Source organism: Streptomyces spiralis, assembly GCF_014654675.1.
Taxonomy (GTDB): domain Bacteria; phylum Actinomycetota; class Actinomycetes; order Streptomycetales; family Streptomycetaceae; genus Streptomyces; species Streptomyces spiralis.
In genome coordinates, this window is record NZ_BNBC01000004.1 from 262639 (window position 1) to 287244 (window position 24606).

General features: G+C 67.9%; 19 protein-coding genes. 14 read left to right on the plus strand and 5 right to left on the minus strand.

Going from position 1 to position 24606, the window contains the following annotated elements; all coding sequences use genetic code 11:
* Window positions 1-120: 120 nt before the first annotated feature.
* Window positions 121-588: an MmpS family transport accessory protein gene (locus IE318_RS07090; protein WP_189897646.1), complete on the minus strand. Its 468-nt coding sequence runs from the start codon at window positions 586-588 to the stop codon at window positions 121-123.
* A gap of 1618 nt (window positions 589-2206) precedes the next feature.
* Between IE318_RS07090 and IE318_RS07095 the strand changes: the two genes are divergently transcribed.
* Window positions 2207-9946 carry a golvesin C-terminal-like domain-containing protein gene (locus tag IE318_RS07095; RefSeq protein ID WP_373311090.1) on the plus strand — a complete coding sequence of 2580 codons (7740 nt, stop codon included), beginning with the start codon at window positions 2207-2209 and terminating at the stop codon, window positions 9944-9946.
* Between the two features lie 39 nt (window positions 9947-9985).
* A complete protein-coding gene (locus IE318_RS07100; RefSeq protein ID WP_189897648.1) occupies window positions 9986-10543 on the plus strand; it encodes an SMI1/KNR4 family protein in 558 nt (185 codons plus the stop codon).
* Window positions 10544-10894: 351 nt separating this feature from the next.
* On the opposite strand, the gene IE318_RS07105 is transcribed toward IE318_RS07100, so the two are convergent.
* Both IE318_RS07105 and IE318_RS07110 read right to left on the minus strand, forming a co-directional pair.
* On the minus strand, window positions 10895-12133 hold the full coding sequence (locus tag IE318_RS07105) for an MFS transporter (RefSeq protein WP_189897651.1): 1239 nt from the start codon (window positions 12131-12133) through the stop codon (window positions 10895-10897).
* 59 nt (window positions 12134-12192) lie between these two features.
* Window positions 12193-13338, minus strand: a complete 1146-nt coding sequence (locus IE318_RS07110; protein ID WP_189897653.1) for an alkene reductase — start codon at window positions 13336-13338, stop codon at window positions 12193-12195.
* Between the two features lie 54 nt (window positions 13339-13392).
* Between IE318_RS07110 and IE318_RS07115 the strand changes: the two genes are divergently transcribed.
* From IE318_RS07115 to IE318_RS07125, 3 genes are all read left to right on the plus strand, one after another.
* Window positions 13393-13767 carry a MerR family transcriptional regulator gene (locus IE318_RS07115; RefSeq protein ID WP_189897655.1) on the plus strand — a complete coding sequence of 125 codons (375 nt, stop codon included), beginning with the start codon at window positions 13393-13395 and terminating at the stop codon, window positions 13765-13767.
* A gap of 117 nt (window positions 13768-13884) precedes the next feature.
* The gene (locus tag IE318_RS07120) at window positions 13885-14973 is read left to right on the plus strand and encodes a globin domain-containing protein (RefSeq protein WP_189897657.1); all 1089 of its coding nucleotides are present in this window, start codon (window positions 13885-13887) and stop codon (window positions 14971-14973) included.
* 49 nt (window positions 14974-15022) lie between these two features.
* On the plus strand, window positions 15023-15544 hold the full coding sequence (locus tag IE318_RS07125) for a DivIVA domain-containing protein (RefSeq protein WP_268256732.1): 522 nt from the start codon (window positions 15023-15025) through the stop codon (window positions 15542-15544).
* A gap of 386 nt (window positions 15545-15930) precedes the next feature.
* Here IE318_RS07125 and IE318_RS07130 read toward each other — a convergent pair whose 3' ends face one another.
* Window positions 15931-16503 carry a hypothetical protein gene (locus IE318_RS07130; RefSeq protein ID WP_189897662.1) on the minus strand — a complete coding sequence of 191 codons (573 nt, stop codon included), beginning with the start codon at window positions 16501-16503 and terminating at the stop codon, window positions 15931-15933.
* Between the two features lie 855 nt (window positions 16504-17358).
* Here IE318_RS07130 and IE318_RS07135 point away from each other — a divergent pair.
* Together IE318_RS07135 and IE318_RS46305 are read left to right on the plus strand one after the other, a co-directional pair.
* On the plus strand, window positions 17359-18480 hold the full coding sequence (locus IE318_RS07135) for an FUSC family protein (RefSeq protein WP_189897664.1): 1122 nt from the start codon (window positions 17359-17361) through the stop codon (window positions 18478-18480).
* 58 nt (window positions 18481-18538) lie between these two features.
* Window positions 18539-19087 carry a SpoIIE family protein phosphatase gene (locus IE318_RS46305; protein WP_189897667.1) on the plus strand — a complete coding sequence of 183 codons (549 nt, stop codon included), beginning with the start codon at window positions 18539-18541 and terminating at the stop codon, window positions 19085-19087.
* Here IE318_RS46305 and IE318_RS07145 read toward each other — a convergent pair.
* Window positions 19011-19217: a hypothetical protein gene (locus IE318_RS07145; RefSeq protein WP_189897670.1), complete on the minus strand. Its 207-nt coding sequence runs from the start codon at window positions 19215-19217 to the stop codon at window positions 19011-19013. The two genes, IE318_RS46305 and IE318_RS07145, sit on opposite strands and share 77 nt — an antisense overlap.
* A 152-nt stretch (window positions 19218-19369) precedes the next feature.
* Here IE318_RS07145 and IE318_RS07150 point away from each other — a divergent pair, with 152 nt between their 5' ends.
* The 7 genes from IE318_RS07150 (at window position 19370) to IE318_RS44770 (ending at window position 24516) form a co-directional block, all read left to right on the plus strand.
* Window positions 19370-20434 (plus strand): YihY/virulence factor BrkB family protein, encoded by a 1065-nt coding sequence (locus IE318_RS07150; RefSeq protein WP_189897673.1) that lies wholly within the window; start codon window positions 19370-19372, stop codon window positions 20432-20434.
* 138 nt (window positions 20435-20572) lie between these two features.
* Window positions 20573-21121 (plus strand): phosphatase PAP2 family protein, encoded by a 549-nt coding sequence (locus tag IE318_RS07155; protein WP_189897676.1) that lies wholly within the window; start codon window positions 20573-20575, stop codon window positions 21119-21121.
* A 647-nt stretch (window positions 21122-21768) separates the two neighbouring features.
* Complete coding sequence (locus IE318_RS07160) at window positions 21769-22140, plus strand: phage holin family protein (protein ID WP_189897736.1); 372 nt, start codon at window positions 21769-21771, stop codon at window positions 22138-22140.
* A complete protein-coding gene (locus IE318_RS07165; RefSeq protein ID WP_189897678.1) occupies window positions 22137-22616 on the plus strand; it encodes a DUF3618 domain-containing protein in 480 nt (159 codons plus the stop codon). The genes IE318_RS07160 and IE318_RS07165 overlap by 4 nt, the downstream gene beginning before the upstream one ends.
* A gap of 4 nt (window positions 22617-22620) precedes the next feature.
* Window positions 22621-22887 (plus strand): DUF4235 domain-containing protein, encoded by a 267-nt coding sequence (locus tag IE318_RS07170; protein WP_189897680.1) that lies wholly within the window; start codon window positions 22621-22623, stop codon window positions 22885-22887.
* A 337-nt stretch (window positions 22888-23224) separates the two neighbouring features.
* Entirely contained in the window at window positions 23225-24076 is an 852-nt protein-coding gene (locus IE318_RS07175) for an IS5 family transposase (protein ID WP_189897683.1), read from the plus strand.
* A 287-nt stretch (window positions 24077-24363) separates the two neighbouring features.
* Window positions 24364-24516: a hypothetical protein gene (locus tag IE318_RS44770; protein WP_229903392.1), complete on the plus strand. Its 153-nt coding sequence runs from the start codon at window positions 24364-24366 to the stop codon at window positions 24514-24516.
* The last annotated feature ends 90 nt before the right edge of the window (window positions 24517-24606 follow it).

Consider the following 24606-nt stretch of genomic DNA (forward strand, 5'->3'; position numbering starts at 1 on the left):
AAACGGGAGTCGACGCCGTACCCCTCCAGGGCCCGGTCCGCAGGTCCACCGGGAGGCTCCAGAGTGCCGGGGCGGTTCAGTCCCATCCCTGGCCTGCTTTTTGTGCTGGTTGAGGTGGCGTCAGCGCGATCCCGTTTGGCAGTTGGCGCGCCCGTAAGTGCCGTAGGCGGTGGCCTGCTGGACCACCTTGCCGTGCAGGCTGACCGAGCAGGTGGCGTTGCCGCCCTCCTTTCCCAGGACGATGGAGACGACTGCCGGGGTGCTGGCGGTCAGTTCGGCGCCGCCGTGCCAGGGCAGGTGGGCGCTGACGGTGTGCAGTCTTCCGTCCGCACCGGCGTAGCTGATCTGGGCGGTGCCGTGTCCGGTGATCTGGTAGGCGGCGCGGATGGTGGCGCCACGGTGCCTGGCATCTGCGCCGTTGTGGCCGTCCCCGCTACGGGTGGCGAACAGGACGCCAGCGGTGGCCAGGCCGGCACACAGGAGGGTGATGCCGAATACGAGAGTGCGGGCGCGGCGCCGGGTGGCGGGAGCCGCCGCGGTTTCTTCGCTTTCGGGGGTCTCGGGGCCTGCTTCTGTCTGGGTTTCCATGGCCGACTTCCATTGTGCGATGGTCGCGAACGCCTGGCTTCGAGTTCTTCGGAGCGTGTGTTCGTCGATTAGAGCCAAGGCGGCGGAAAGACGCAAGTGCCGGACCGGAAGGCCCTTTTCGTACCTGCGACCCATCACGCCCGTGCCGACTTGTCCCAGGAGTGCAGTTAAATAGCCGCCACGACTTGGTAAAGCGCCAACCGCGGAAGTAAAGTTGATTCCAAAGTTATGTGTAGCCTGTGGCTAAATCTGTGTCCATGAAACGGGTGAACCAGGTGATTCGGCCAGCTGGATGGATGGTTCGTCCTGATTTTGCTCGAACTGTGCGCCCGCTAGACCTTGCCGCGATCTTCGTGCCACAGTCCCGCCGCTGATTCGGTGTCCCCCAGCATCGGTCGCAACCACGGCTGTGGAACCGCCATGGCCGTTTGTGTGCGAGTGCGTCTACGGACGTGGTTTACGGTGCTGCGGTTCATGCTGTCCTGCTTTCTGGCGGCAGCCCCGAGAAACCGGGGGATGCCGGAATGGTCATTTTGGCCCTGCCTCGGGATATTCGCGCTCCGAAAGTCACGTGAAGACGCGGTCGCTCGTTCTGCATTTGTCGAGCAGGCGTGACAAGGAGTTGTGGGTGGCGAGACGAAGTCGGATTGCCGCATCGCTGGTGGCCGGGGCGTTGCTGGGTTCTGTCATACAGACCCCGGCTTTCGCGTTAGCGCCGTCATCGGGCCATGGCGGCGGTTCTGGAATCATCGACGCGGTCAAGGGCTGGTTCGGCGGCGGTCATTCCGCGCCGAAGCCGCCGACCGGGCCGAAGGGCGCGATAGCCGACCGGCAGAAGCTGCCGCCGGGCAAGAAGGCGCCGGCGGCACATCGGGTGCGGGAGTTGACGTCCAAACGTACCCCGTCGGCGCGGTACTGGAAGTTGTCGGACGGCACCACGCAGGCGGAGGTCTCCGCGGTGCCGCTGTCCTACCACTCGACGGACGGGTGGAAGATGATTGACACGAGGGTGGCTGCGAGTGACCGGGCCGGTTACGCGTACGCCAACACCACCAACCTGGCCCGCTCCTACTTCGGCTCCCGGAGTGGGAGCCTGATGCGTTTCGAGGCCGACGGGCGACATACCGTCACCCTGGGTCTGGCCGGTACGGACAAGGCCCTCTCCCCGGTGGCCAAGGGGGACACCGTCACCTATCGGGGTCTGGCCACCGACGCGGATGTCGCTTACCGGGTCGGGCGCGGTGAGGTGAAGGAGAACATCGTCCTGAACCGGGCCCCGAGTAGCCCGGTCTCGTTCGTCTTCACCCTCAAGACCGGCGGGCTGACTCCCAAGCAGCTGAAGGACGGCTCGATCGGGCTCTACGACGACAGTGAATCGGGCCGACCGCTGATGGTGATCCCGGCGGCGGTGATGTTCCAGGCGCCGGCGAACAGCAATGCCCCGGTGGCGGATCTGACGCACGGCCGGGTCGTGCAAAAGCTCGCCCGCCACGGATCGTCCTGGCAGATCAGGCTGACGCCGGACGACAGGTGGCTGACCGCCAAGAACCGCCGTTTCCCTGTGACGGTGGACCCGACGGTGATGATCGCGCCGACCCCGTCCACTTCGCAGGACGTGATGGTGGACTCCACGCAGCCCACAACGAACCTGAATGGTACGTGGCAGCTGGGGGTGGGCACGACAGCGACTGGCAAGCTGCGGTCGCTGCTGAAGTTCCCGCTGACGGGCATACCTTCGAACACGAAGATCAGCTCAGCGCAGCTGGGCGTGTACTACAACCAGGTCCACACCTCCAACACCAACAGCGTGGTGATCGAGGCGCATCGGGCGACGGGTGCGTGGGACGCCTCGACGGCGACGTGGAACAGCACCAGCAGCCTGTCGGGCGAACTGTCGGGTACCACGGTGCAGTTGGACGACGGTGACCCCGGGACAGCGGCCAAGGGCTCGTGGCCGTACTCGACCAACACCACGTACACGCAGTACGCGGTCAACGGCGACTACGCCTACAACAAGGACTCCGTCGCCGGGGACACCTACACCTGGCAGCCGACCGTTGCGCAGGCGGGCTCGTACCGGGTGGACGTGCACTCGATCCCGGCGAGCGACCGGGCGACGAACGCGCCGTACACGGTGACCTACAACGGCGGCACCTACAACGGCACCATCGACCAGTCCGCCGGGAGCGGCGGGGTGTGGCGGTCGCTGAACAACGGCAACCCGCTGCCGTTCTCGGCCGGCACGGCAGGCAAGATCGTGCTCGGGGACGGGCCGGCGTCCACGACGACCTCGGTGATCGCTGACGCCGTGCGGCTGGTCGAGCCGGGGACGACACTGACGAAGGCGGCCGGCTCCTACGACCAGTGGCACAACTTCGCGGTGACCGACACCGTGCAGAAGTGGCTCAACGGGACGACGAACAACGGGTTCGTACTGCAGGCGGCCGATGAATCGACCATGGGTCAGGGCGGCCCGCTGTACGAGGCATCGGAGTTCGGCTACGGCGGCGAGACCGCCACCTACCCGAAGCTCACCATCGTCTACGGCACACCCGGAGTGACACTCAACCCGCCCACCGTGATCCACGCCACCGGTGCGGAGCTGTCCTGGCCGGCGTACACCAACACCACCGGGGACCCGTCCAACGACCTGGCTGAGTACCAGGTCCACCGCAGCGTCTTCCAGGGCTTCACCCCGTCGCCGGCCACGCTGGTGGCTCCGGTCGCGGCCGGGACCACGTCCTTCACCGACACCACCGCGGTGCCCACGGCTGCGGATGCCACGGACCCGTTCCACGCCGTCTACTACGAGGTCGCGGTCAAGACCAAGGGCGGCCAGATCATCGGCGGTCCGGTGCAACTGGCGGAGTTGCCGAAGTCCGGACAGACCACTCAGATCATCCAGGCCGGGCAGACCGACACCACGCTGTCCTCCGCCCAGCCGACCACCGCGCATGACACGATCTCCTCGGACGGCGTGAACCAGAAGTGGCTGGAGGTGGGCAACAACTCAGCCACGTACGGCACCATGCGGGCCGTGCTGAAGTTCCCGACCTCCTCTCTGCCGTCGACGGCCCGCGTGATCAGCGCACAGTTCCAGGCGTGGTCGACGATCACCACCAACACCGGCGGCGGCTCGGCGACATACGAACTGCACGCGCTGAACCGGGACTTCGACGAGGCGTCTGCCACCTGGAACAACGCCACATCCAGCACAGCGTGGACCACGGCGGGGGGCGACTACTCCGGCACGGTCTCGGACACGGTCGCGTCCGTCACCAATGACCCGGTGCGGCACTGGTGGGACGCCACCTCACTGACCCAGGGCTGGATCACCACGCCCACATCGAACCACGGCGTGCTGCTGAAGGTCGCCAACGAGTCCACCACCTCCGGCCCGCAGGAACGTAGCGTCTTCGCCTCCTCCGAAACGCCCGAGGCCCAACTGCGCCCGCAGCTGGACGTCACCTACGTGGACGCGACGACGGATTCGACCTACTACGCGCCCACGACACCCGCCCGGATGACACCGGGCACGACATACAACGTCGACGTCTCGCTGACGAACACCACGAATACCACGTGGACGGCGGCCGGCGAGGCGCTGTCGTACCGGTGGACCCTGCCCGACGGCACGGATGTCACCAACGGCGGCAACCAGATCCAGACCGTGCTGCCGCAGGATCTGTCCCCGGGCGAGACCGCCACCATCCACGCCCAGGTCAAGGCCCCGACCAACGCCGACTCGGGCAACCCGACCAACGCCCGGACCGCGTACACGCTGACCTGGGATGCCTACAACAAGACCACGGGAGCCTGGAACTCGGCGAGCGGCGGTGTTGCGGGCCTGGCGCAGGCCGAGACGATCGAGGACCCGACCTCGGACCAGATCGGGTTGGAGAAGTTCTACTCGTACGCGGGGAAGAACACCGGTGCAGGCTCGACCGTGATGGACAACCTCGCCTCGGGCAACGCGGTGTGGTCGTACAACGCGTTCACCAACCCCGGCCGCGGCCTGGGCACGTTCACCCGATTCGCGTACAACTCCCTGGACACCTCCGACACGGTGATGGGCCCGGGCTGGTCACCGCAGGCGTCCGCCCCGATCCGCCTCGGCGCCGCGCTGGACTTCCATCCCAACCCCAACCCCACCGAGGTCACGCTCGTCGACGGCGACGGCACCTCGTCGGTGTTCACCAAGCAGTCCGACGGCACCTTCAAGGCCCCGGCCGGCGTCCACTACCTGCTGGCGCCCAAGTCCGGCACTGACTGCACGCCCGACAAGGACGACACTCCCGACGCGTGGTCGATGACTGCCCCGGACGGGACGCGCTACTTCTACGACTGCGACGGCTACACCACGTCGATCGTGGACAAGAACGGCAACACCGAGACGTTCACCTACGCCACCCGCAAGTCGAACAACAAGCCGGTGAAGTTCCTGCAGTACATCACCGACCCCGCCGGCCGGCAGACGCTCACCGTCACCTACTACAACAAGGGCGACGCGTATTCCTACGTGGATGACTCCGGCGCGGTGCAGCAGGGCTCGAACCTCACCAACCCGAAGATCATCGACCACCTCGCGTCGATGACCGCACTGGGCGACGGCACCAACCCGGCCCGGAAGATCACGTTCCTCTACACCACGCAGGGCCTCATGGCCCAGCTCACCGACGGCGCCGGCTCCACGCAACCGAAGGTCTTTGGCTTCACCTACGACGCCACGCAGGGCACCAAGAACGTCAAGCTGGTGAAAATCACGGATCCGCGCGGCCACGCCACCCAACTCGCATACTACGCACCGCAGAACGGCGACAACCCGAAGTACCACTGGTGGACCAGGACCATCACCGACCGGCTCACCAACGGCACGTCCTTCGCCTACGCGGCCGACGCGGGCAACAGCGCGTTCACCGACACCACCGTCACCGACGCCCTCCAGCACGCCTCCACGACGGTCACCGACGACTTCGGCCGCCCCGTGCAGAACACCAACGCCAAGTCACAGGTCACCAAGATGTCCTGGGACGCGGACAACAACGTCGTCCAGCAGGTCGAGGACAACGGCGCCACCACCAAGTGGACGTACGACCCGAAGACCGGCTACCCGCTGACGATGCAGGACGCCGAGGCGGTCAAGAACGGCTGGCCCGCGACCGTCTACACATATCGGACGCGCCTGGACGGCTACAGCGCCGACCTGTACACCAAGACCTCACCCGAGGGCCGTGAATGGCTCTTCGGCTACGACACCTTCGGCAACCTCACCTCGGTCACCGACCCCAAGGGCGTCTCGACCGCCACAGACGGGGACTACACCACCACCTACACCTACGACGCCTACGGTGAGCTAAAGACCGCCACCGACGCCAACCACCACACCACCACCTACAGCGACTTCGACCCCAACGGCTACCCGAAGACCACCACCGACGCGCTGCAGCACTCCTCGACGACGGTGTACGACGCGCACGGCCAGGTGACCTCGGCCACCGACCCTCTCGGCCACACCACCACGCAGACGTACGACGTGTACGGGCGTCCGCTGGTGAAGAAGGTCCCCAAGGACCAGGCCAACGGGGTCTTCATCACCACCCCGGCGCCGGTCTACGACGCCGACGACAACGTCGTGCAGACCACCGAACCCAACGGCGCGGTGTCCACGGCGGTCTACGACGCGGCCGACGAGATCACCTCGGCCACCGCGCCCAAGGACCACAGCACCGACCCCGACCGCACCACGACCTACACCTATGACGCGGTCGGCGAGCTGAAGACCACCACCGAGCCCAAGGGCACACTGACCACCACCGACGCCACCGACTTCGTCACCACCGAGAGTTACGACCCCATCGGTGAGATCACCGACGTCGTCAACGCGCAGGGCAATAAGGTCAGTTACCAGTACGACGACGTCGGCAACGTCACCGAGGTCATCGACCCGGTCAAGAACGCCACGGCCGACACGACGGACTACACCACCAAGACTGTCTACGACTTCGACCACCGGGCGATTCAGGTCACCGACTCGGCCGGTTCCACCTCGAAGACGGGCTACGACAAGGACGGGCTCAAGACCACCCTCACCGATCCCGAGGGCAACACCACCACCACGTCGTACGACGAGCGCGGCAAGGTATCCCAGGTCCAGGCCCCCTACCAGGGCACGGCCGGCTCGCCGACCTACCGCACCACCAGCTACGAGTACGACCAGGTCGGCAACACCACCAGAACCATCACTCCGCGCGCCAACGCGGCGGGCACCACGACCGCATTCACCACCCAGTCGGTCTACGACGAGCTGAACCGCGTCAAGGAGACCATCGCCCCGTACGACCCGAGCGACGCGACGTTCAACAAGCCCATCTCCACGTACACGTACTACGACGCGGCCGGCCGGGTCTCCAAGACCTCCGCGCCGCCGTCGCACGGGCAGACCGTCCGCAACGACACCACCTACACCTACTACGACGACGGCCAGACCAAGACCTCCACCGACCCGTGGGACATCACCACCACCTACGACTACAACGAACTGGGCCAGCAGACCGCCCGTACCTTGAAGTCGGCCGGCGGCTCCTCGTCCCGGACGATGGGCTGGTCCTACTACCCCGACGGGTCGCTCGCCTCGCGCACCGACGACGGTGTCCCGGTCGGCCTGCAGGTCGTGCTGGCCGACAACTCCGACACGCAGAACACGTCCTCGACCGGCACCTGGGCAACCGCGTCGACCAACGACCCGACCACCGAGCAGGGCTACGACTACCGCACCCACGCGGCCGGCAGCGGCACCGACGCCTTCACCTGGCAGCTGAACGTGCCCGAGGACGGCACGTACACCCTGTACGCCCGGTACCCGCAGGTCAGCGGCGCCTCCACGGCCGCCGTCTACACCCTGCACCACGATGACGGCAGCACCACGACGTCGACCGTCGACCAGACGAAGAACGCCGGCACCTGGGTCTCCCTCGGGTCAGCCGCCTTCAAGCAGGGCAACGCATCGTCGATCTCGCTCGCGCAGAACGCCAGCGGCACCGTCGCCGCCGACGCGGTCAAGCTGGTGCGTGACAACTCCGCCGACACCGACAACGAGAAGCACGACTTCAGCTACACCTACGACCCCAACGGCAACCTCACGCAGATCGGCGACTCCTCACCCGGTGCCGCGGTCGACACGTACGGCATCGACTACAACGGCATCAACGAGGTCGCGAAGGTCACCGAGAGCGCCAACGGCACCGAGAAGACCCACACCTCCTACACCTACGACCTGGACGGCAAGCCGGCCACCGTCGATCACCCGGGCCAGTACTCGTCGTACACCTACGACCTGCGCGAGCTGGTGCAGACGGTCAAGGTCGGGGATTCGGCGACCGACACGTCGCCGAAGACCACCAGCTACACCTACACCGACCGTGCGCAGCCGCTGCGGGAGACCAAGGCCAACGGCAACACCCTCGACACGACCTACTGGCCGTCCGGCGAGGTGCACACCACCACGGAAAAGACCTCCTCCGGCACCCTCATCGACAGCCACACGCTGTCCTGGGACCCGAACGGCAACAAGGCCAAGGATGTCGCGAGCAAGCAGAACGCCGACAACCACGCCGCGTATCTGACCTCCACCACCGACTACACCTACGACCCCGCGGACCGGCTCGCGCAGTCGGTCAAGACCGGCAACGGTGCGACGACCGAGACCTACGTCCACGACGACAACGCCAACGTCATCTCGCAGACCGTCCAGGGCACCACGACCACCTACACCTACGACCGCAACCGGCTGCTGTCGTCGGCCTCCGGCGGCACCTCCTCGTCCTACAACTACGATCCGTACGGTCGCCTCGACAGCGTCACCGCCGCCGGCACCGTCATCGAGCGCAACACCTACGACGGGTTCGACCACGTGGTGAAGAACACCAAGGTCGGTTCCGGCGGGGTCACCACGACGACCGCCTACACCTTCGACCCGTTCGACCGCACCACCTCCGAGACCGCGAACGGCAAGACCACAGACTTCGCCTACCTGGGCCTTTCCGGTCAGGTCCTGGACGAGACGGTGGCCGGCCAGCTCAGCAAGTCCTACCAGTACAGCCCGTGGGGCGAGCGGCTCTCCCAGATCACCCACAACACCGACGGCACGTCGTCGGACAGCTTCTACGGCTACAACAGCCACTCCGACGTCGAGAACCTGACCGACGACTCCGGCCAGACCAAGGCCACCTACGGCTACACCGCCTACGGCAGCAACGACTCCTCCGAGTTCACCGGCATCGACAAGCCGGACACGCAGGACCCGACCAAGCAGCCCTACAACGCCTACCGCTTCAACGCCAAGCGATGGGACGCCACCACCGGCACCTACGACATGGGTTTCCGGACCTACGATCCAGGCCTGAACACCTTCACCACCAGGGACATGTACAACGGTGCCCTCGCCGACATGAACCTCACCACCAACCCGCTCACCGGCAACCGCTACGCCTTCGGCGGCGGCAACCCGACCACCAACATCGAACTGGACGGCCACTTCGACATCGGCAGCTTCGTCGACACGGTGGAGAAGGACGCCGGGAAGGTGCTGGACGACGCTGGGTCCGCCCTCGAAGACGGAGGATCGTACATCGTCGACGGCGTCGAGGCGGGCGGATCGGACCTGGTCCCGTGGCTGGCCGCGGCGGACACGTTCCTGAACACCATCGGTTGGAACACGCCGACGGCTGCGAGCGGCACCTACTCCAAGCCGGGCGCGAAGCCGGACACCAGCAAGGGCCTGCTGGTGACGGAGGACAAGAAGCAGGAGTTCCAGCCGGGGGACACCACCCTCCCGGACGAGAGCGACCAGTCCAACTGCAAGGAAGGCGGACCAAGTTCGGTCTACTACATGCCGCTGGACCAGCAGGGGCGAGCGCAGGGTGTCGTCGCCTGCCTGAGCAAGAACGGATTCAACTACACCAACTCGAAGGGCGACCTGGTCAAGAGCGGAACCGGCGACACGAACATCATCGGATCCGAGCCGCCGTTCCCACCGTTCAAGCCGGGATACGACACCAGCCAGCCCAAGGGCTGGTCGCTGGGTAGCGGCTTCGAGCGAGGGCACCTGCTGGCCAGGCAGCTCGGCGGAGTCGGCGACGACGTCCGCAACCTCGTGCCCCTCTACCCGAGGGCGAACGACCCGGGCATGAAGAAGTGGGAGGACATCATTGCCGCGGCCATCAACGCAGATCAGACCGTCTATTTCACCGCGACCCCTCGGTACAGTGGCACCAGCCCGATACCCACATCGGTCGACATGACGGCGGTCACCTCAACGGGAGTCCCGATCGTCAGCCAGAACATACCGAACGTTCCATGAGCCGACGCTGCAGCCGTAGCCGGGAAGGGAGTGACGTCAGTGGAGTGGCTTGATCGCCTGCAGGAGGCGACCGGTTGGCAGGGTCCCCGGTACGCGTGCGACTGGGCGGGAGCCGAGGCCGAGCTGGGCACCGCGCTACCGGCGGACTGGAAGGAGCTGTGGGCCCGTTTCGGGCCGGGATCGTTCTCCTACTATCTGTTCGCCCTGCGCGACGGTGAGGGCACGGACTCCCTCCTGCACTTCTGGCGGGGTCTGCGCGAGGACGCCGAGCGGGACCCGGAGTGGATGGCCCGGTACTTCAGCCCGTTCACCCTCTACCAGCCGGCCGACGGCAAGGGCCTGATCATGTGGGGCAGGTCGGAGACGGGGGGCAGGTTCTACTGGCTCGCCGACAGCACGGCCGACCCCGCCACCTGGCCGCTGGTCGCACGGCTGGAATACGGCGAGCAGTGGCATCAGCTCGCCATGTCCGTCCCCGAATTCGTCTACCGGACGATCGCGGACGCCGAGTTCCAGCCGTTCACGGTCGCAGATCCCCAGTTCCCCCCGGCCTTCCATCCCGCGGAGGACAAGGCACCGCACGAGCGACCAGAGTGAGGCGGCGGCCGACCGGCCGACCGTGACCACGTACCGGGAACGAGCGACCGGGCCCCGCCATCGCGGCGGGGCCCGGTCCCTTTGCCGCAATCCGCGCCGTTGCGCGGTCCGGACCGCCCCGGCTCCTCCGGCGGACGCGGATCAACTATCTGTCGTGGATACGAGGCCAGCCGGAGATGGCGGTGCGCCCGCTTCATCACAAATCACGGACGCGTTCGGGCGGGCGGCCGATGCCGGGCGCGGGCTGACCGGGATGCTGCGGATCACCTTCAGCGGGACAGCTGCTGGTCGGGGCCGTGCAGGCGTTTCGCGCCCGGCATCCCAACGTCGTTGTGGGAACCTGCCGGCTCTTCACGTCATCCCCATCCCCGGAGCTGGAAAGCCGTGGATACGCGCGCCAAGCACCATGGCCAGCACCGGCGCCAGGAGTAGAAGCACAGTCCAGGGGATGGATGCAGAGCCGAAGGCGTCGAGAAGGAGGCCGCCGACGAACCCGCCACCGGCCATGGCGACGTTCCACAAGGTGACCAGGATGGCCTGGACGTCGTCGGCCGTCTCGCCGCCCGCGGCGCCTGCGGCCGTCTGCAGAAGAGTGGGGACGCCGCCCCAGCCGAGCCCCCACGCGACCGCCGCCGCGTAGACCAGGACGGCGCTGTCGGTTGGCAGGGCCAGCACCGCGGCCGCCGCCCCGACCAGCAGCACGCTGGCGACGGTGAGGGCGCGCAACCGGCGGTGAATGTACGCGCCGACGATCCAGATGCTGACCAGAGAGGCGACACCGAAGGCCAGCAGCACCAGATCGGTCGAACCGTCCATGCCGAATCGGTCCAGGAAGGCGGCGATGTAGGCGTACAGGACCGTATGGGCCAAGACGAAAATCAGGGTGACGAACAGGACCGGGGCCACGCCGGGGATGCGCAGGGTCCGCCTCATCGGGACGCGGGCGCCCCGCTCCGTCCCCGGGTAGTCCGGGACCGCCACGCTGATCCAGGCGAGCAGAACGGCGGTGAGCCCGCTCATCACCCAGAACGCGGCCCGCCAGCCGACTGCTTGGCCGAGGAAGGTTCCCGCGGGAACGCCGACGGACAGCGCGAGCGGGATGCCGGCCATGGCGACGGCTATCGCCTTGCCCTGCAAGCGGATGGGCGCCATGTGGCGGGCGTACCCCGCCAGCAACGCCCAGGCCAGGCCGGCTGCCACACCGGCGGCGAACCGGGCAGCCATGGTCAGGACGTAGAGGGAGGAGAAAGCGGTCACACTGTTGGCGACGGCGAAGCACGCAACGGCCGTCAGCAGCAGGCGCTTGCGCCGCCACCCCGCGGTGGCGGCGGTCAACGGCATCGCGGTCAGCGCCGTCCCGAGCGCGTATATCGTCACCGTCTGGCCCGCCGCGGACTGGCTTGCGCGGAGATCGCCGGCCATCGCGGGCAGCAGGCCCGCAGGCAGAGTCTCGGTCAGGCTGGTGATGAAGACGGCCGTCGCCAGCGCGAGCAGCGCCAGCAGGGGAAGCTTCTGCCTCTCAGTCTCATCGGTGTCCGTAGAGTGCTTGGTGCCGGAGTATGGGGTGGCGGTTGGTTGCGCGGTTCGCATGAGTCGGTGCGCCAATCTCGTTGCCGCGTCACGGCCGTGACGCCGCTATGGACAGAGAGTCAGACCGTGGCCCCTTCGGGAACCCGGACGCTGTCGTCAGCGGGAGTGGGAGCAAGCGTGGGGTAGTCGGTGTAGCCGGCCGCTCCGCCGGTGTACATCAGGCCCTGGTCTCGTACCTGGTTGATCGGCGCGCCGATGCGCAGTCGTTCGACCAGGTCGGGGTTGGCGAGGAACGAGCGGCCGAGTGAGATCAGGTCGGCTCCTGCAGCGAGAAGCCGCTCGGCCTCGTGCTTTCCGCCGTCGGCCGGCAACGGCTTGCGCCACCCGAGAACCGGGTTGGCGATCAGCGTGCTCGGCCAGGCTGTACGGATCTCCTGGAAGAGGGGCTGGTCCGGATCCGCGAAGACAACGTGCAGATAGGCCAGGCCGGTATCGGCCAGCGCAGTGATGAGCGCCGGGTAGATCTCCTCGGTATCGCCCTCCTCCATGCCGTTGACGGTCAGTCCGGGCGCGATCCGCACACCGACCCGTTCGGGGCCGATCGCGTCGGCGACGGCTTGGACGACCTCGACCGTGAACCGGATGCGATGGGCCACCGGGCCGCCGTAGGCGTCGGTGCGCTGATTGGTTCCCCTGGCCAGGAACTGGTGGAGCAGGTAGCCGTTGGCGGCGTGCACCTCGACTCCCTCGAAGCCCGCGTCGATGGCGCCTCGGGCGGCAGCGGCGAAGTCGGCCACGGTGGAATGGATTTCGTCGATCGTCATCTCGCGGGGCACAACGGCGTCCTGGTGTCCGGCCGGTGTGTAGATGGTCTCCGGCAGCGGGATCGGCGAGGGTGCGATGGGGGTGAGCCCGCTGTTGTCGGGGTGGCCGACCCGGCCACCGTGCTGCAGCTGCAGGAACATCCGGCCGCCTTCGGCGCGCACGGCGTCGGTGACGCGCCGCCATCCCGCTACGTGCGCATCGGTGTGGATCGCGGTGATGTTGGGGTAGGTCTGCCCGACGGCGTTGGGTGTGGATGCCTCGGCGATGATCAGCCCGGCGGTGGCCCGCTGGGCGTAGTAGGTGGCCATGATCGGTTGCGGGACGCCGTCTGTCGTGGCGCGGTTGCGGGTCATGGGCGCCATCACCAGACGGTTCGGCAGGCGCAAGGCACCAAGGAGAGCGGGTTCGAAGAGGCGGGACTCAACTGTTGTGCTCGTCATGCCGACACGGTAGAACCTGACACAGGTGTTAGGTTCAAGTCCGAGAGGTGAGCGATGCGGATCGGTGAACTGGCCCGCCGCAGCGGAGTGAGCGAGCGGTCGCTGCGCTACTACGAGACGCAAGGGCTGCTAAGAGCGGAACGCACTCCTGGTGGCCAGCGCGACTTCGGCGAATGGGCCGTGGACCGGGTCATCCGCATCCAGGCCCTGTACGCCGCGGGCTTGAACAGCAAGAAGATCGCGCAACTGCTGCCCTGTATGCGCGACATCGACGGCAGCCCAAGCGAGATCGCCACCGCACAGCTGGTCGACGAGCTCACCGCAGAACGGGACCGCATCGACCGGATGATCGGCGATCTGTTCCGCTCCCGCGAGGTCTTGAGCGACGTCATCAACATGGCGAGGGACGGCCTGGACGCCTCCCACTGATGCTGCGGGCGGCCCGTATGCCACGCGGAAGAACCGAGCGAACATCAGGTCGACGATGCGGCAGTTCCATCACTCTCAGCGAAGTCGGCCACGCTTCGTGTTCGCAGAAATGAGGCGTTGAGAGATTCCTTCGCCCTGGTCGGCAAGTCGGGGGATGAGGTACCGCGGTACTTCTACTCCTACCTGTTCCTCATCGCGCCAGAGGTCCGGCCGATGTTCCCGGTATCCATGGGAGCGCAGCGAGACCGGCTCGTCGCCGCCCTGGGCCGGATCGTCGCGGACGCGGACGATCCGGACCGGCTCATTCCGTACCTGCAGCAACTAGGCCGCGACCACCGCAGATTCCAGGTGGTGGCCCAGCACTACGATGCGGTGGGGCAAGCGCTGCTGGCCACGCTGGCCTACTTCCTGGGCAATGCGTGGACCCCGGAACTGCAGCGCGGCTGGACCGAGGCCTACGCCCTGGTGGCCCGCACCATGATTCAAGCCGCCGAGGCCAACAGTGCGGTGAATCCGTCGTGGTGGAACGCCGAGGTGGTGAGGCATGAGCAGCGCGGCTTCGACCTCGCGGTACTCACGGGGCGTCTGGACCAGCCGATGGCGTACCGGGCCGAGCAGTTCGTGATGGTGGAAGCCCCGATGCTGCCGAGCACCTGGCGGGCCTTCACCCCGGCCAACGCACCACGCGCTGATGGGACCATCGAGTTTCATGTGCGTGCCGTCGATGGCGGCTTGGTCAGTCCGGCTCTGGTGTACGGACTGCGACAAGGTGACGTGCTACGCCTGGGAGCCCCGGTCGGCGAAAGACTTACACTCGGGCCGTCCGGCGGACGGGATCTGGTGCTGATCGCCGGAGGCACCGGTCTGGCCCCGATGCGCGCCTCGGTGGAGGAGATCGCCCGGAGCGGTCGTCAGCGCCGGGTGGACCTGTTCGTCGGGGCACGCGACACCCACGGCCTGTACGACCTGCCCGCGCTGAGGCAACTGGCCCAGGCGCACCCGTGGCTTCACATCACGCCGCTGGTCGGCGCGGACGCCGGCACCTTCGCCAACCGCAGCCTCGCCGGCCCGGTCCTGCGCGCCGCCGACTGGAGTGGACGCTCCTTCTACGTCTGCGGCTCGCCGCCCATGGTCTCCACGACAGTGCGCGATCTGGCGCAGGCAGACATCCCCCACGACGTGCTGCACTTCGAAGACGTTCAGTGATCGGAGATTCGTGAACGAGACAGGAGCACACCATCCGGCAGCGAACCGCGTGACGCCCGAGGAACTGCGGTCGATGAGCTTTCCCCGCGCCCCGCTGACACGTCGCGGCTACAGCGAGGAGGCGGTGCACGACGCACTGCGCCGCTGCGCGGCGACTGTGACCGCGCTGATGGAGGAGAACGACCGGCTGCGGACGGACATGCAGCGCCAACGGGACTGGGTCCGGGCGAACAACATCGGCGACGGCAGCGGCCCTACGGGGGTGCCGCCTGTGGATGCGGTATTGCAGCAGGCCCGCGCCCAGCAGTCGGCGGAGCAGACCGTGACAGCGGCCCGCGAACAGGCCCGCAACATGGTGCGGGCCGCCAGGGCACAGGCCGAGGCGATCCTGCAGCAGAGATGGGAACACGCCTCCCAGGCGGCTGACGGCGACCAGGAAGAGACCGAACGACTCATTTCCTACCTGCGCCAGGTCGCGCAGTCCCTGACCGTCACCGCGGACCAGTACGCCACCAAACGCACCCAAATGCTCTCCCCACCGGCCAGTACCACCACTTCGCACGGCGCCTGACCTGCAGACCAGAGCGGCACACCCGAACCCGGTCCGCCGTCTGGTCCAGGCGTGCGGCCAGGCACAGCGCCATGCGCGGTGTGCTGGCAGGTCTGCCTGTCCCACAGCCTGTGGTCATCGGGCGGCGAGTACCACTTGCCGCCGGTATGCACCGCGAGTTGCGGCCTTATCACCGTCCCGAGCCCGTGCCATCGCCGTGCCCCCCAGCCGGATCATCGGCCGACAGACGCGCTGGGCGTGCCCTCCCTGCCACGATCCGTCCCCCGGCCGGCCAAGCAACGCTGGAGCGTACGGCGCGTCACACCGGCCGTCTCCCATATGATCGATGGCCACTCCGGACCCCACGCGAGCACGGCCGTGGCCGTATGTCTGGAGGCTGAGCCGTGTCAGTCTCGGCCTGGGGTGCCGTCGTCCGAAGTCGCCCAGGCGGGTCGGGCGGACGAGGACGCCTGCCGCTGCCGCCGTGGCAGGCCGGGGCGCGAGCCGGAAGCAGGGACAGCGACGGCCGGGCGCGGCGGACTCGGCGCGGGCCCGGAGGTGCGCGGCCTTGCGCCCTGCCCTGGGCCGGTGGCCGCTGAGCCGCGTTCCGGCGTGAAGTGGGCCACCTCGCTTGTGGGCATGCCGAGCAGACGCGCGGCATCACCCTGGCTGACGTGCAGCTTGTCCACGAGCTTGTGAACAGCGGCGGCGATCGCCTCGTCCTCGGCGGCGACCGCGGCCGCCCGACGCTGCCGCGCTTCGGCCACCGGACCGAGCACCGGCGCGAGCTCGGGCACCACCATCTTCAGGACGATCACCTCCGCAGGGACCCCGACGGCTTCGGCGACCATGCCGCGCGCCAGGTCCTCCGCACCTTCCAGCGTGCGGCACTGGGTGTGGAGGTCGAGGGTGGGAATGTCGACCGCCCACCACCGGCCGATGCGGCGCAGCAGGACTTGGAATTCGTCGCGGGGACTCATGCGCTCTGCCTCCTGTGCTTTCCGTCGTCGGGGTCGTGGCTCACAGGCTGACACACGGCCCGCGAACTTCCGAAACTCGTCCTACCCCGAACGGGCGGGTGCAGGCATGCCTCAGCTGAGGCACGGTCCGAGCAGGCAGACCTCCGTCGGCGACGTCGCTGCTCGTGCGGGGCCGGTCCGGGACGTGCCCGGGTCCGTGTTGCGGGTGGGAGCAGGCGTCGACGGCTGTTCCGCTGCCTTGTCGGACGTGTCAGAGCGGTCGGGGGCCGTGTCGCCGACGGACGGTGCGGTGCTCCGATGCTGTGGGGTCAGCGTCGCTGCCAGACGGTGTCACGCACGAGGGAGGCACCCGGTACCTGAACGACAGCCACGATCTGCTCCTGGGCGTCGATCCCCACCGTCCCCGTAGCCAGCTGCGGCTGCCACCACCCGCGGGCACCGGCCGCCGGTAAGGAAACTGCCCTCTGGCTCGACAGCGAGCCCTTCAGGCACTGGACCGCCTGCCGCACTTGCTGCCGGACCGCGTCAATGCCGCTAACTGCGATCACCCGGCAGGCGTAGGAGGAAGCAGGCCGGGCTGGTCAGCGTGACCCGGGGGTCGACGACTACGGCGTACCGGTCGCCCGCCATCGCGGCGAACTCTCGGCCTGGGGAAGGCTGCAGCCGTGATCCGGCGCTCAGAACGGCGCCGAGTGGTGGGCAGCCGGAGCGTCCGGCAGGCGCCGACCACGGAGGTTTCGGCAGCCTGCTCGCTCAGAGGAGCTACTCCAGCCCAGCTGGCTGCCCGACTTCCCGCCCTTCCTGAACTGACCGGCACCGGCATACCTATTATCAACCAGTGGCACCTGCACTGACATGCAGGGGATACGAGTGCGGCACCAGGTGCAGGCTGCGGGGCAGGCGGTACGGCGGGCGTGCGCGGGGCCCTGCCGGGAGCGGGACCTGGTCGTACAGGCAGGCAAGGCGGCGCTGGCAGCGTGGATCGCCTGGGCGTTGGCCGGCTGGTGGCTCAGGGCGCCCCTGGCGTTCGTCGCACCATGGGTGGCAATTGTGCTCGTGGAGTCGACCGTCTACCGGTCCATCGCGCACGGGCTGCAGCAGTTGGCGGCGATCGCCACGGGCACGATCGTGGCCACCGCCGTCGCGCTGCTGCTGCACGACACGATGCTGGCGATGGCGCTGGTGCTGCCCACCGTCGTGCTGCTGGGCCAGTGGCAGCGCCTGGGCAGTCAGGGCATCTACGCGGCCACCGGCGCCCTGTTCGTCCTGACCAACGGATCCGTGAGCATCGCCACCGCCACGGCCCGCATCACCGAGTCCGTCTTCGGAGCCGTGGTCGGCATCGCCGTCAACGCCCTGATCCGACCCCCGGTCTACCTTCGGGACACCCGAACCGCCCTACAAGACGCCACCCGCGAGGCACACGACATCCTCCAGGCGGTGGCCGACGGGCTCGCCGAAGACCGGTGGGACGCCGACGAAGCAGGCGCCTGGCACGAGCGCGCCCTGCGTCTGCAACACCTGGTCGGCCAGGCCCGCGCTGCCCTCGGCCGCAGCCGGGAAAGCCTGCGCATCAATCTCCGCAGTCGCACCAGCGCTCAATCCGCTCCGGGCAAGGACTACGACGACGCGATCGTGGTCCTGGACTATGCTGCCGTACACACTGCCGGCGTGACCCGCACCGTCCTGGAGGCCGCGGACAAGGCCCGCCCGGCCGCCCGGCCACAGGCTTCCGTGGCCCGCCGCTACGCCGACTTTCTCCGCCAGACCGCCCACGCGCTCCATCTCTACAGCCACAGCCGCTTCGGTCACCACCACGACCACGAACTGCGCCAAGCCGTCGGCGAACTGCACCGGACGCTCGAGGCGCTGCGCCACCACCTAGCCCATTCGAGGCCGGACGATCCCGAAGAGGTCGCCTCCTACGGCACCCTGCTGGCCCAGGCCCACCGCCTGGCCGACCAGCTCGTCACCTGACAACCGTTATCCTCACGTGCCTCCGTCCTCGGTGACTGCCAGGCGGAAGAGGGCGCGCATGGATTCGCTACCTGGTCCAGCAACGAGGGCGGACGCCCGCTACCTCAACGACAGCCACGACCTGCTCCTGGGCGTCGATCCCCACCGTCCCCGCGGCCAGAGCACCGTCGACCTGCCGACCCGCTGCACCGTCCTGCTGTACGCCGACGGGCTGATCGAACGCCGTGGTGAGAGCCTGGACGCCGGGCTGCCCCGGCTGCGCCAGCATGCCACCGCCCTCGCCCGCGAACCGCCGCCGAACTGGCCGGATGCCGGTGGGGGGAAGACCGATTGGACCACTGACAGCGGCAGTACACCTTCCCAGCCAAGCAGCTGCATCCCGGCCCTGCCGTCTGCGCGGATATGCAATCCGGCGATGGTGGTCTGCGCCCATCCTTGGCCATCGTCATGTGCTGTGTCCCATGATCTGCCCGGATCAGCATGGAGGCTCCGACCCGCGTCAGCGGCGTCCGCATCTGTCTGCGTCGCGCTCAGGCGGCGTTCCGGTGCTGCTCGGGCTCTCCTGCCGTTGAGGGGGAGGCGGCGTTGCTCCTTTCGCCGGGGATGAGCTTCAGATGGCGACGCTCTCGTGTGTGTCGCGAGGCGGAGGAGGCTGTCGGCAGCCAGTCCTCGAAACGGTCCATCACCAGCAACAGCAGCCCCAGCGCCGGTAGGAGCAGTACCGCTATGACGACCACAGCGTCGCGTCCCTTCTTCGATGGCGGTACAGCCCGGGTGCCCGCCTCGCAGGAGGCCGCAACCAGGTGATGTGAGGGTGGGGTGAAGGTTGGTGCGGGAGGGCGGCGGCCAGCGGAGCTTTGACACTGTGCGGCGCGGTTACCCGCCTCGTATGACGAAGCTGCATCTTCCAGGGCGAAAGGACGATCACAGCGGTGATCGGGCCCCGGATTCCCGGGTGCCGTCGCCGCAGGACACCGGGCCGGATCCGCAGGTTGAGCAGTCGGCGCCGGACGCGCCGACGAAGCTGCCGAAACGGGCCTGGGGTGCGGTGCTGAAAGGCAGTCTGAAGGAGTTCAAGGACGACGAGCTGACCGACCGGGCGGCGGCGCTGACCTACTACGGGGTGCTGTCGCTCTTCCCGGCCCTGCTGGTGCTGGTCTCTGTGTTGGGGATCACCGGAAAAGCAACCACCGACAGGGTGCTGGCCAACCTCAAACAGCTGGCGCCCGGCGCGGCTCGGGACATCATCACCCGGGCCGTGGAGCAGCTGCAGGGAAGCGCGGGCACCGGATCGGTGATGGCGCTGCTGGGCATCGCGCTGGCGGTGTGGTCGGCATCCGGGTACGTGGCCGCCTTCATCCGCGCCGCCAACGCCGTCTACGACATGCCGGAGGGCCGCCCGGTGTGGAAGGTCCTTCCGGTGCGCCTCGGCGTCACGGTTGGGCTGATGGTGCTGGCGGTGGCCAGCGCGTTGATCGTCGTCTTTACCGGCGGCCCGGCGGGCAAGGCCGGCCAGGCGCTCGGGATCGGGGACACGGCGGTGACGGTGTGGGGCATCGCGAAGTGGCCAGTGCTGGTCCTCCTGGTCACGGCGATGATCGCGATCCTGTATTGGGCGAGCCCGAACGCGAGGGTGAAAGGATTCCGTTGGGTGACACCGGGCAGCTTCCTCGCGCTGCTGATCTGGATGGCCGCCTCCGCGGGCTTTGCCTTCTACGTCGCCAACTTCGCCTCATACAACAAGACCTACGGCACCATGGGCGGAGTCATCGTCTTCCTCGTCTGGCTGTGGATCACCAACCTGGCCGTCCTGCTGGGGTTGGAGTTCGACGCCGAGGCCGTGCGCCAGCGCGCCGTCACAGGCGGGCACCCGCCCGATGCCGAGCCCTACACCCAGCCGCGCGACACCAGGACGTGGGATGAGGAAGACGTGCGCCGACTGGACGACGTCTGACAGCCATGCCCTACAGGCGCGGCAAGAACAGGACCACCCTGCGCCGTCGGGCTCCATGCGCATGCGGCCGCCACCTTCCGGTTGGTCCCGTCCTGATCACAGCGCATGGTGGGGCGATCTCCGGGACACTTGCAGTCCATGAGGCTGCTGGCGGGACTGCGTAAGGCGGATCGGTGTCTGACTCAGAAGATCGCCGCCCGCACTGCGCCGGGTGTGCACAAGACACTGTCGGCGGTGGAGGAATGCGCGGAGACCACCAAGCTGTGGTGCTCCGCGGCAGCGGCGATGGCCTGGGCCGGGGGCCGGCGCGGGCGGCGCGCCGCGGCAGCCGGCCTTGCGGCGCTGGCGGTCGCGCAACTGGCCTCCAACGGGCTGTGCAAGCAGCTGGCCGACCGGCCTCGCCCGCCCAAGGAGTGGATCCCGCACGACGAGGTCGAGGACCGCCCCGCGTCTTCGTCGTTTCCCTCCGGGCACACCGCGGCCGCTGCTGCGTTCACCGCGGCCGTCTGGCCGACATGGCCTGTGGCGGGCATAGCGTGCGCGCTTCCAGCCTGCGTGGTGGCGATCGAGCGTGTACAGAGCGGTGCGCACTACCCCAGCGACGTTGCCGCCGGGGCCGTGATCGGCCTGGCCACCGCCTGGCTCGTCCGCCACAGCCCCCGGCTGGCGCTGCGGCAGCTGTCGTAGCCGCGCCAGCCCGAAAACAGCCCGCCACAGCATGATCGTGTGAAGGTCTCGTGGGCGATGGCCACCCTGCCGTGGACAGCGCCCCTCGCTGGGGCAGAAGTTCGATCAGCACTTCCCCCATGGCTTGCGCGGTGCGGCCAGCTGGGCGGTGCCATCGCGTGCTCGCATCCCCGGCCGCACCGCCCAGGCACCGTGCATGCCCCCGGGGACGCAGTCACGTCCTCACCATGGCGAGGGCCCCGTGACAGTGGGGTCGCCTCTCGGGGTCATGGTCTTGGACATGTCACGGTAGATCCCTCAACTCCGTTGGAGTGAGTGAGCGGAGCCCTCGGTGCGAGACCTCTTTCGTCCGGGGGCTTCCGCTTGCCCGCACAGTGCTCTGCGTCCTTTTCACCGAGCCTGGAAGACCAGGCCAGGAGGTCCTGCCGGGCCCGGCTGGCCGACCATACGGTGGCGCCGATCCAGCAAGCAAACATCGGTGTCCTGAACTGGTCCGCTCGGGGTACTCGCGCGTTCGCCCAGGGTGCCGCAGCGCCCGCCTGGCGGAAGAAACGAGTACAGGGGAGGTAGTCGCCATGTCATCCAGCACGCAGCCGCGCCACGGCCCGGGCCAGCCGACGTCGCAGGCGGAGCCTGTGGGGGAACCGGTGGGGGAGCTGGTGCAGCGTGCCTCGCAGCAGCTGACCGAGCTGGTGCGAGGCGAACTGCGCCTGGCGCAGGCGGAGATGAAACAGAAGGGCAAACGCTATGGCAAGGGCGGTGGACTGTTCGGCGGCGCGGGACTCGTCGGCTTCCTGATGCTGCAGGCAGCGGTCGCCACCGCGATCGCCGCGCTGGCGGTGGCGCTGCCGGTCTGGGCGGCAGCGCTGATCGTCACGATGGTGCTGGGTGTGAGCGCCGCGGTGATGGCCATAAGCGGAAAGAAGCAGGTCGACCAGGCCGCCCCGCCCACGCCCGAGCAGACGGTGGAGAACGTCAAGGCCGACGTGGCCGAGATCAAGGAGAGTGTGCACCGATGACGCAGCCGCCTCATGACGAACCGACCGCCGATAGCACCGAGGAGTTGCGCGAGCAGGTCGAGCAGACCCGCGAAGAGCTCGGCCAGACGGTGGAGGCGCTCGCGGCCAAGACCGACGTCAAGGCCCGCGCTCAGGCGAAGGCCGCCGAGGTCAAGAGCCAGGCCGCCGCGAAGGCAGGGGAGTTGAAGGAGCAGGCCGCGCTCCAAGCCGGGCAGTTGAAGGAGAAGGCGGCCGAGGCCGCGGCTGTGGTGCAGGACAAGTTGCCGGACCCGGTCAAGGACAAGGCCGCTCATGCTGCCGGGCAGGTGCGTGCGAAGGCGGCCGAGGCCGGTCAGCTGTGGGAAAGGAAGGCGCCCGAGCCGGTGCGGGCCAATGCCTCCCAGGCGGCCAAGGCGGCTGGGGACAACCGTCTGCTGCTGGCCGCCGCCGGTGTGGCCGCCGCCGTCTGGCTGGTGTGCCGGCGCCGGAAGGGATGAGTCCGTGAAGGCCTCCAAGCTCGCCTACAAGCCGGTCGGTCTCGCTCTCGGCGCGGTCAGCGGCATGCTCGCCGGTGCCCTGTTCAAGCAGGCGTGGAAGATGCTCAGGCACGATGACGACGCCCCCGATGCCACCGATGAAGAGCGTGGCTGGGGAGAAGTGGTGACGGCCGCGGCCCTGCAGGGCGCCATCTTCGCCGGGACCAAGGCGGTCGTGGACCGTGCCGGCGCAGCCGCCATCCGCAGCCTGACCGGCACCTGGCCCGGCTGATCCGCTCTACAAGTGCGGGGCCGGTGCGACCGGGTGCCGGCCCCGCGCCCGCCCGCTACCCCAGGAGTGGCTTCGCAGGAGCCGGGCCAGGTGCTCGACGGTAGACCGCTGGACGTCGAGCACGGCGGTGTAGGCGACACTGGTCGGCACGTGAGGCCCCTCGGTTGGATCCTTCTATCGCAAGATCGTTCCTGCCAGGGGCCGTACTCATGGCCTGGAGTTGGGAGTGCACCACGAGACACTCGGAGGCGATCACGCTTAGAGGGCATCTGATCTAGGTAGTTGGTGTTCTGGGATGTTTTTGTGACTGGTGGTGTTGGCGGTCGTTGCACGGTGTGTGAGTGCTCGTCGCCCGTACCGCAGTGATGTGTCCGATGCCCGCTGGGCCTTGATCGAGCCGGTCTTCACCGCATGGTGGGCCAGACGAACCGGCCCCGGAACGGCGGCCCGGGTGCACGACCCGCAGGAGATCGTCAACGCGATCCTCTACGTCAACCGCACCGGCATCCCATGGGAGTACCTGCCACACGACTTCCCGCCCTACAAGACCGTCTACGACTACTACGCCAAGTGGGAAGCCGACGGCACCACCGAGCAGGTCCACGACCTGTTACGCGACAGGACCCGCCGAGCCCACGGCCGCAGCACGCAGCCTTCCGCGGCCGTGGTGGACGTGCAAAGTGTGAAGACCTCGACAAACGTCGCCGAGACCAGCCAGGGCATCGACGCCGGCAAGAAGATCAAAGGACGCAAGCGACACCTGATCACCGACACTCTCGGCCTGGTCCTCGCCGTCCTCGTCACCGCCGCATCCGTCCACGACGCCACCGGCGGCAAGCTCCTGCTCGACGACCTGGCCGCGGCCCATCCCAGCGCGACCAAGGTGTGGGCCGACGGCGGCTACCAGAGCAGCATCTTCAACCACAGTGCCGGGTTGGGCATCGATGTGGAGGTCGTTCAGCGACCACGAACCAAGGGATTCGAGTCGCTGCCGAAGCGGTGGGTGATCGAGCGAACCTTCGGCTGGCTGATGCAGCACCGTCGCCTGGCACGGGACTACGAGGCCCTGCCGCAGAGATCCCGAGCAATGATCCACTGGGCGATGGCTAACAAAATGTCCCGCCAACTGACCGGAGAATCTGCACCAACCTGGCGAATCGAAACGGACATCCCTCCCTCAACGGCGTGAACATTGATCAGATGCCCTCTTAGCGAGCGTCGGTTACCGGGAAAGGCTCAGTGACAGCTCGTAGGGTGCGCTGGTGTTAGACGAGGAGGTTCCATGGGCTTTTCCGGTCATCTGGTCTTTGCGCGCAGCGAGCGCCCACTGCTGGAAGCACCCATGTTCAACAGCACCGATCCAGGGCTGAGGGACGACGTGCATGAGTGGCAGCCGCGACCGGGCGGCTGGCAGACCCTGCAGTTGGAACAAGGCATCTGGGAGAAGAGGTGCCGGCTGACGCCAAAGGTGCTCTCGTGTGGGCTTCAGCAGCTGGTGTCCAGGCCGCGGCCCAGCCCCGGATCGAGGAACTGCTGCGCGCACGGGAGACCTTCGTGGAAGAACTGTTCGACGCGCTGCTGGATGAACTGGGCTTCCCTGAAGCCGCCCACTCCGAACCGCAGCCATAAGAAACGACGTCTTACAGGTCATCTCATTTGGTTCGTTCGGTAGCCTGCGGGTGTGGGGATCGTCGAGCGGCTGGTGCCGGATGAGCTGTG